Source organism: Candidatus Glassbacteria bacterium (genome assembly GCA_019456185.1).
Classification (GTDB): Bacteria; Gemmatimonadota; Glassbacteria; order GWA2-58-10; family GWA2-58-10; genus JAJRTS01.
This window is the reverse complement of record VRUH01000058.1, coordinates 16,997-23,613: the sequence shown is the minus strand read 5'-3', so window position 1 is coordinate 23,613 and position 6,617 is coordinate 16,997. Positions and strand designations below refer to the sequence as shown.

Here is a 6,617-nt window from a genome sequence, read left to right as displayed (position 1 = left end):
ATTTGTCGTTCACTGCTGCAAATCTAATAAGAATGGGGCTTAGCCCGCTTTGTTTTTAGTTTAACCGGACACTACTGTCAATTAGTATTAAAGATACTGAATGCCGAGTCAGAAGGTCCAGCCGTCCAGCTTCGATATTCTGATATGAGCAAAGTTCGTTTAGCACAAAGGCTTGTTGATCGCACCAGCCAATACCCCTGACAAGAGTGTTTAAAGCACCTTTGTCGATGGGAGATTCGCCCATATCGGGAAATATGTTATTGTACACGAAATCAAAATATCTTTCTACTTTACTAGGCGCATCTTCAATTCCTTCGATCAAGTGTTCCGCAATGACGTGTGCCGTGTAAATTCTGTGGACGCTATCCCGGAGTTCGATAGGAAAAAACAATGTTATAAGAGGAAGAACAAGCAAAAATAAAATTCCAGCCGCCGGAATCACTATGCTATTCTTATTTACTACACTCAGAGCTTTAAATACCATGCGTAGATTTACCTTGCTCGCTATTGGTGGATTTGCGTATCGATCTTGAAAACGCATACCTTTTGCCTGGCTGCGATCTGAATCATCACTGTACTCCATCGCCCCACGTTACCCCTTTTTCCGCCACTTCCTTGAAAAAGGTCATCGAGGGGTTCCGTCTGAACTCCCGCAGGTAGACCTCGATCAGGCCCTTGTCGGCGAAACTGTAAAAGCAGTCCTCGCCCACAATCACGTGGTCCACCAGTTTTACATCAATCAGACTTGTGCTGAATACGATGTCCCGCGTCAGCGCTTTGTCCTCAGGACTGGGGCTGGGGTCGCCGGAGGGGTGGTTGTGGGCCACCACGATCGCGGCGGCGTTGCAGTTGAGCGCCTTGCGCAGCAGCTCGCGCAGGTAGATCACGTTGTAGGTCATCGTGCCGGTGAACAGGCCCTCGATACTCATCACCGCGTGGCGCGCGTCGAGGTAGATCACCTTGAACACCTCGACATCCAGGTCGCGCATGCTGTGGCGCAGGTAGTCGTAGACGTCGGAGGAGCCGGAGAGGAACGTGCTCTCGGCCATGCGGGTTTCCAGGTACTTGCGGGCCACCTCGTGGATCAGCCGGACGGTCATCGCGTTCCTGGGCCCCACGCCCTTGATCCGGGTCAGCTCCTCCACCGGCGCCTCGAACACCCGCCGCAGGCTGCCCATCTTATCCAGCAGTTCGCGCGCCGGGGCCTTGCAGTCGCGACGGGGGGTGCCGAGGGTCAGCAGCAACTCGATTATCTCGTCATCGCGCAGGGCGTCCAGTCCCCGCTCCAGGAACCGCTCGCGCAGCCGCCCGCGGTGGCCGTCCGCCGCGCCGAAATCCTTTTCCTTTGGACTCATTGCCAACCTGCCTGCCGATCAGGCTTGTTTACGGTACAACCGCTACTGGCGGGTGATCGCCCAGACTTCCAGCTCGAACTGCCCCTGGCCATCCAGCAGCACCCGGCGAAAAGTGCCGTCCTCGGCCTCGAACCAGAACACGGTGTTGGCTCCCTGCTGGTAGATCGTCACCAGCAGACCGAAATTCTGCGGAATCGAGAACTGCATGGTCGGCTTGGTGTCCAGGAAGTTCTGGGCGTAGACGTAGTGGTAGCCCGCGATCGCTCCCAGCAGCAGGAACACGAACAGGACGATTTTTCTGAAATTGCGCAGCATCAGCCTCTCCTTCTTTGCAATTAGCGGGGGGAATGAAAAATTAAATCTTTTTCGCAGTTGCGAAATTCGACACGCTTAAAAAAAGGGGTGGCCCCGATAAATCGGGGGCGGGGGTTGTTTTTCATGTTCCAAACAGGCCGGGTTAAAATACGTGAAAATTTCGAGAGCACTCCAATTTATAAAAATAGCCTCATCAGACCAGTCTCGTCCGCAACGCCGCGGCGAAAACCGGGCGCAGCAGGGCGTGTCTGGCCCTGGTCATAAAATACTTGTTCGGATTATCGACGAAATAACGTCCCTCCTCCGGCAGCAGCACCAGCGATACTTTCACATTCGGCGCCACCCCGATCATCAGGCCGCGCTCCATGCAGGCTTCGTACATCCTGCGGAACACCGGCACCAGCTCGTCGGTTCGCGGCGGGGGGAGATTCTCGTAGTCCGTGCCTTTCAGCGGACGGAACACGCAGACAGTCGGCACCGCGCCCACCGAGGTGATCCAGTCGATTGCCTCGATCGAGTTTTCCGGCGGTTCGAGCCCCGCCACGATCTCGCCGTTGGTGGTGTGAAAAATCCGCGCGCAGTACTCGATCGCCTCCAGGTAACGCTCAAGCCCGTACTGGCGGTCCTTGCCCGGGCAGACCTGCCTGAAGCGCGTCGGGTCCCAGATCTCGAAACAGAAGCTGACCCGGTTGACACCCATCCTCTTGAGCTCTCTGTAGCGGGCCAGGTCATGATGCGGCGGAGTCTGCACGCCGATCAGCAGGCCGTACTCCCGCTTCACCGCCCGGATAAACGGTTCCAGGATATCCAGATAGGTGTCGCCCTCGTAGTGGCCCGTGTTGAAATCCAGATAGGTAATCCGGTTCTCGCGCACCGCCGCGCCCACCGTTTCGAGCACGTCGGCCACCGTTTTTTCATCGGCGTCATCGCAGCCCAGGTTCAAGCCCACCGAACAGAACTTGCAGTTGGATTTTTCCGGCTGCTCCAGCCAGTAATCGCAGACCCTGGCCGGATAGATCGCCAGGTAGGTGCCCTGCAGGCTGCCGACAGCGCTCATTTTCTTCCCGCTGGCGGTCCGCTGTCCGTACCACCCGGGCCGCGGGGCCGGTTTTACCCGGGCCACCGGACCGCCGTCGCGGAATATCCGGTACCCGTCGCTGCCGCGCCGCAGCTCGTAGGGGCTGTCCTTGGCGAATTCCTCCACAACCGGGATATTGGTGTAGAGCCCCTCGGGCAGGATAACCTCCAGCCCGCTGCCCAGCCCCGCGCGGGTGCGCATGATCTCGCGCCCGCCGTCCTCTGCCAGCCGGCAGGAATCGTCAAGACGGATTCCCCTGCAGTAGAGGTCGAGCTTGAGCAGACCGGGGTTTCTGGCTACGTCTTCAACCATCGGGATTCCCGTTGGGTAAGGAAAATCAACAGGTTATACCCCGAATAATTAAACACGGTTTAGCCGATTTCGCAACCCGCGCCCGCCTTACTTTACATAATCCAGTGAGCGCTGGCGCTGGATCATTTCGCGGTCGTGGCTGTAGCGGCTCGACAAGTCCAGCTTGAGCGGCGGCGGTCCGAACGACGTAACATAGTGCGGAGGTCTCGCCCCTCCGGGTCCGCGCGCTCCCGCCTCGACAACCGTCCTGCCGCTCATGTTGCGCGATACGGGCAGACCGCTGAGAAACAGGATCGTGGGCGCGATATCTTCCAGCATAACCGGTTCAGATGAACCTGACCCGCTTCCGGTATCCATACCGTGAAACAGGACCAGGCCCCGGGTTCCGGACCGTCGCCCTTCCTTGCCAGGCTCGCAGATAACCGCGGCCAGGCCGTTTGGCTGGTATCTTTCCAGCAGCAGTCCCAGCAGATAATCGGCGTAGCGGTAATATTCACGCACCAGCGGTGGGATATCCGCCTGCCGCACATTGTCGACGCGCTCCTCCAGCCGGGCCAGCACGTCAGCTCCCTGGATATAAATTGCCAGGAAGCCCACCTGACGGCGGCTTGCGATTTCGAGCGCAGCCATGCAGTAGAAATAATCGGCGAAACTGACCGAACGGACCAGGGCAGCCACCTGGCCGGACTCACTGCTGTCGGCAAAACCGGTCAGCCGGGGAAAATTCCTGATAGTTTCCTCGAACGGCCCGGCCAGCCGCTGGCGGAAATCCACGAGGGAGTCGAACTCGGCCGCCGGGAAAACTTCGCGCTGATAATAATTCGAGGGATTGATCGCCTGCTGACGGTGGAAGTAGGCTATTTTGGGGAAAGTCCGCTCGCTGATCGTAAAGCCGTCCGAAACGTCCGCAGGCCAGGTAGCCCACCAGTTGACCACCCCGGCGCTGTTACCGAACAGTTCGTTGATCTCCCACAGCGTCCGGGTCATGCGTGACGCCGTGTTGACCGGCACCCGGCGGATCATCCCCGCGAACGGCAGCATGTACTCGAACAATTCATTCAGCCCGGGCCTGCCCGAAACAATCCGCCCAACACGGCTCATGCCCCACGGCGCCGGCCGGGTAAATCCTTCGATCCCGTGCATCTCCGGCTTGACTCCGGTGGCGACCGTGGTCCAGACCTGCGGGGCCAGGTACTCGCTGCGCGAGTGCAGGGGCGCGCTAAAACCCTCGCGGATAAGACGGGTCAGGTTCGGCAGGCTGTCCTGCGCGCTCAGAGTCTCGATAGTCGGGAGGTCCAGACCGTCAAGGCCCACCAGCAACACCGGCAGCGGCGGCTTATGGTAGACTTCCAGCGCCTGGGCCAGGGTATGGTCCGCGCTGTGGTGACGGAACACTCCGACAGTCCAGGACGCAATAATCAGCACGACAACCGCAAAAGCGTACCCGTAGGTTTTCACAACGTGGTTGCCCCGTCTGGCCGGCTGCCTGGCGACCCCGGCTGTCAACAGGTAAATGAAACTCAGCAGGCGGCCGGTAATCATCGAAACCAGCGCGGCTGCAACCATCATCGCCCCGGACAGCACGCTGAAAGGCAGCAGATTCTGGCTTGAACGCAGCGCCGAATGCCACCAGCTCATCAGGTAGACGCACATCACCACCGCGGCAGCCGTACTCAGCAGTGTCGCCCGCAGAGGACTGCCCAGTTTCAGCCGTCCCGAGAAAGTTCTGCTCCTGGCCGACCAGAGCAGCGCTGGTAGCGCCAGCAAAGAGAACAGGACCAGCGAATACGTTCCGGCCAGATACGCCATCAGCATCAGCATATCCCCCGGAGCGGCGCTCATTGCCGTGCCGGCCACCAGGTTGCCGACCGTGATATACCCTGCCAGGACCAGTCCAGTCAATCCTGAAAACAGGGCCGTTACCACTAGCCCTCCGAGACGTCCCCTACGGCCCACCATGCAGAAAAGACGTTCCACCGGACTTTCCAAATAGCCTATCCCGCTGAGCCGGGAACGCAGCTCGTCCAGACTCAGGGTTTTTTCCGTTTCTGCTCTCACGGAATCATCAAAATCGGACATCAAGAACTCACCCTGCACTTTCCAGATTAATATCAGCCGGTATCAGGCCGGTAACGGCGCTGAGACACACCGACTGGCTTATCAACCGCCTGCAACCCTATCGTCAGAATAGATAGGCCAGGACGAAGCCCGCCTGAGCGGCCATCATCAGCAGATACATATGGGTCCACGACGGATGGTTTTCGGTGGTGGCCAGGCTGTCCGGATCACGAAGAATTGTCCAGGCGGTGTAGGCTCCATAGGTGGCCAGCACGATCCCCAGCAGGCTCAGCAGTAAGGCATTTCCGGTCAGCACCGGCCCTCCGCCTCCGGGTTTGGCCAGCACCGTTCCCAGCGGCAGCAGCAGCCAGGGCAGAACGAACGCCGGGGCGATCATCCGGGCGCTGCGCCTGACTCCGAACCGGATGGGCATGGTGAAACAGCCGGCGGCGCGGTCGCCATCCATATCGCTGTAGTCCTTGGTGCTTGCCGCGCCCAGCAGGAACAGGAAGAAAATCGAACCGATATACCACGGTTCCACGTCGGTGGCGATCGGCGCAGCGCAGCTCCAGCCCGCCACTTTCAGCAGACCTCCGCGCGGGATCGCAATCGTCAGGTTGGCCCCGAACCAGTGGCGCTTTGTGCGCAACGGCCATCCCGAGTACAAGTAAGTGAATACCGCTGCGGCCAGTACCAGCCAGAAACACTCGTGACGGCCGCCGGGGCTGATCAGCCAGGCCAGCCACAGGGCAAGCGCGTACAACACAGCCGAAAACACCGCCGCCCCGGCGACTGTAATGCGGCCCGACGGGAGCATGCGCTCCGGCTTGTTGATCCTGTCGTTCTCGAAATCGAAAATCTGGTTGAGCACGTTGGAGGCCGCGTTCAGTACGGCTGCCATCCCCGCGCCCAGGGACAGGTAATACAGGTAGACAGCATTACCGGGCAAGGCAAGGTAGGCGAAAAAACCCGACTCGACCCTCAGCGCGCTGGCCCCCAGGGCGGTCACCGCCCCGCTGACTATCCCCAGCAGCGGCGGCAGCAGCGTGAACGGCCTGGTGAAACGATAGTATTTACCGATCACCTCCCAGACCGATTCGGTCGCGGGGGGGTGGACGCTGATTACTGCCATCTCATTGCGGCCATCGCCATGCACAGTGATGCTCCCAGTACCGTATTCAACACGTTCAAACCTTCATTGCCCAGCCGGGCTTCAACTCCCGGCAAGCTGCCCAGCACGCTTTCGATCCAGGCAGCCGTTACCGCCGCCAGCACGACTGCCGCGGCCAGACCCGCTGTCCCCAGCATCCCCACGGCCATTCCCACAAGCGCTACCACGGCTGCAGCGACAACCCCGGCCACCGTGCCTGCAAGCGATACAGCGCCCGGAGTCCCCGGCGGCACTCTTCGGAAACTCCATGCCAGGACTGACTTCCCGCCGAAGACCGGACCGACCTCGCTGCCGGCGGTATCGGCTGCCGCGGTGGCGAACGAGGCGA

General features: G+C 59.8%; 6 protein-coding genes and 1 pseudogene (1 of these 7 cut by a window edge). All 7 read right to left on the bottom strand.

What is annotated here, in order from left to right; genetic code table 11:
- Positions 1–55: 55 nt before the first annotated feature.
- On the bottom strand, positions 56–583 hold the full coding sequence (locus FVQ81_15565; GenBank protein MBW7997953.1) for a hypothetical protein: 528 nt from the start codon (positions 581–583) through the stop codon (positions 56–58).
- A complete protein-coding gene (gene radC, locus FVQ81_15560; GenBank protein ID MBW7997952.1) occupies positions 570–1,355 on the bottom strand; it encodes a DNA repair protein RadC in 786 nt (261 codons plus the stop codon). The genes FVQ81_15565 and radC overlap by 14 nt, the downstream gene beginning before the upstream one ends.
- A 42-nt stretch (positions 1,356–1,397) precedes the next feature.
- A complete protein-coding gene (locus FVQ81_15555) occupies positions 1,398–1,670 on the bottom strand; it encodes a hypothetical protein (protein ID MBW7997951.1) in 273 nt (90 codons plus the stop codon).
- A 193-nt stretch (positions 1,671–1,863) separates the two neighbouring features.
- A complete protein-coding gene (locus FVQ81_15550; protein ID MBW7997950.1) occupies positions 1,864–3,060 on the bottom strand; it encodes a radical SAM protein in 1,197 nt (398 codons plus the stop codon).
- Positions 3,061–3,147: 87 nt separating this feature from the next.
- Positions 3,148–5,139, bottom strand: a complete 1,992-nt coding sequence (locus FVQ81_15545) for a hypothetical protein (GenBank protein ID MBW7997949.1) — start codon at positions 5,137–5,139, stop codon at positions 3,148–3,150.
- 103 nt (positions 5,140–5,242) lie between these two features.
- The gene (locus tag FVQ81_15540; protein MBW7997948.1) at positions 5,243–6,250 is read right to left on the bottom strand and encodes a hypothetical protein; all 1,008 of its coding nucleotides are present in this window, start codon (positions 6,248–6,250) and stop codon (positions 5,243–5,245) included.
- Positions 6,241–6,617: pseudogene (locus tag FVQ81_15535) on the bottom strand (DUF92 domain-containing protein) (it continues 28 nt past the right edge of the window). The gene FVQ81_15540 and the pseudogene FVQ81_15535 overlap by 10 nt, the downstream one beginning before the upstream one ends.

Coding starts and splice junctions, on each gene's coding strand:
- FVQ81_15540 (MBW7997948.1), bottom strand. CDS start 6,250: ATGGCAGTAATCAGCGTCCACCCCCCCGCGACCGAATCGGTCTGGGAG.
- FVQ81_15545 (MBW7997949.1), bottom strand. CDS start 5,139: ATGTCCGATTTTGATGATTCCGTGAGAGCAGAAACGGAAAAAACCCTG.
- radC (MBW7997952.1), bottom strand. CDS start 1,355: ATGAGTCCAAAGGAAAAGGATTTCGGCGCGGCGGACGGCCACCGCGGG.
- FVQ81_15555 (MBW7997951.1), bottom strand. CDS start 1,670: ATGCTGCGCAATTTCAGAAAAATCGTCCTGTTCGTGTTCCTGCTGCTG.
- FVQ81_15550 (MBW7997950.1), bottom strand. CDS start 3,060: ATGGTTGAAGACGTAGCCAGAAACCCCGGTCTGCTCAAGCTCGACCTC.
- FVQ81_15565 (MBW7997953.1), bottom strand. CDS start 583: ATGGAGTACAGTGATGATTCAGATCGCAGCCAGGCAAAAGGTATGCGT.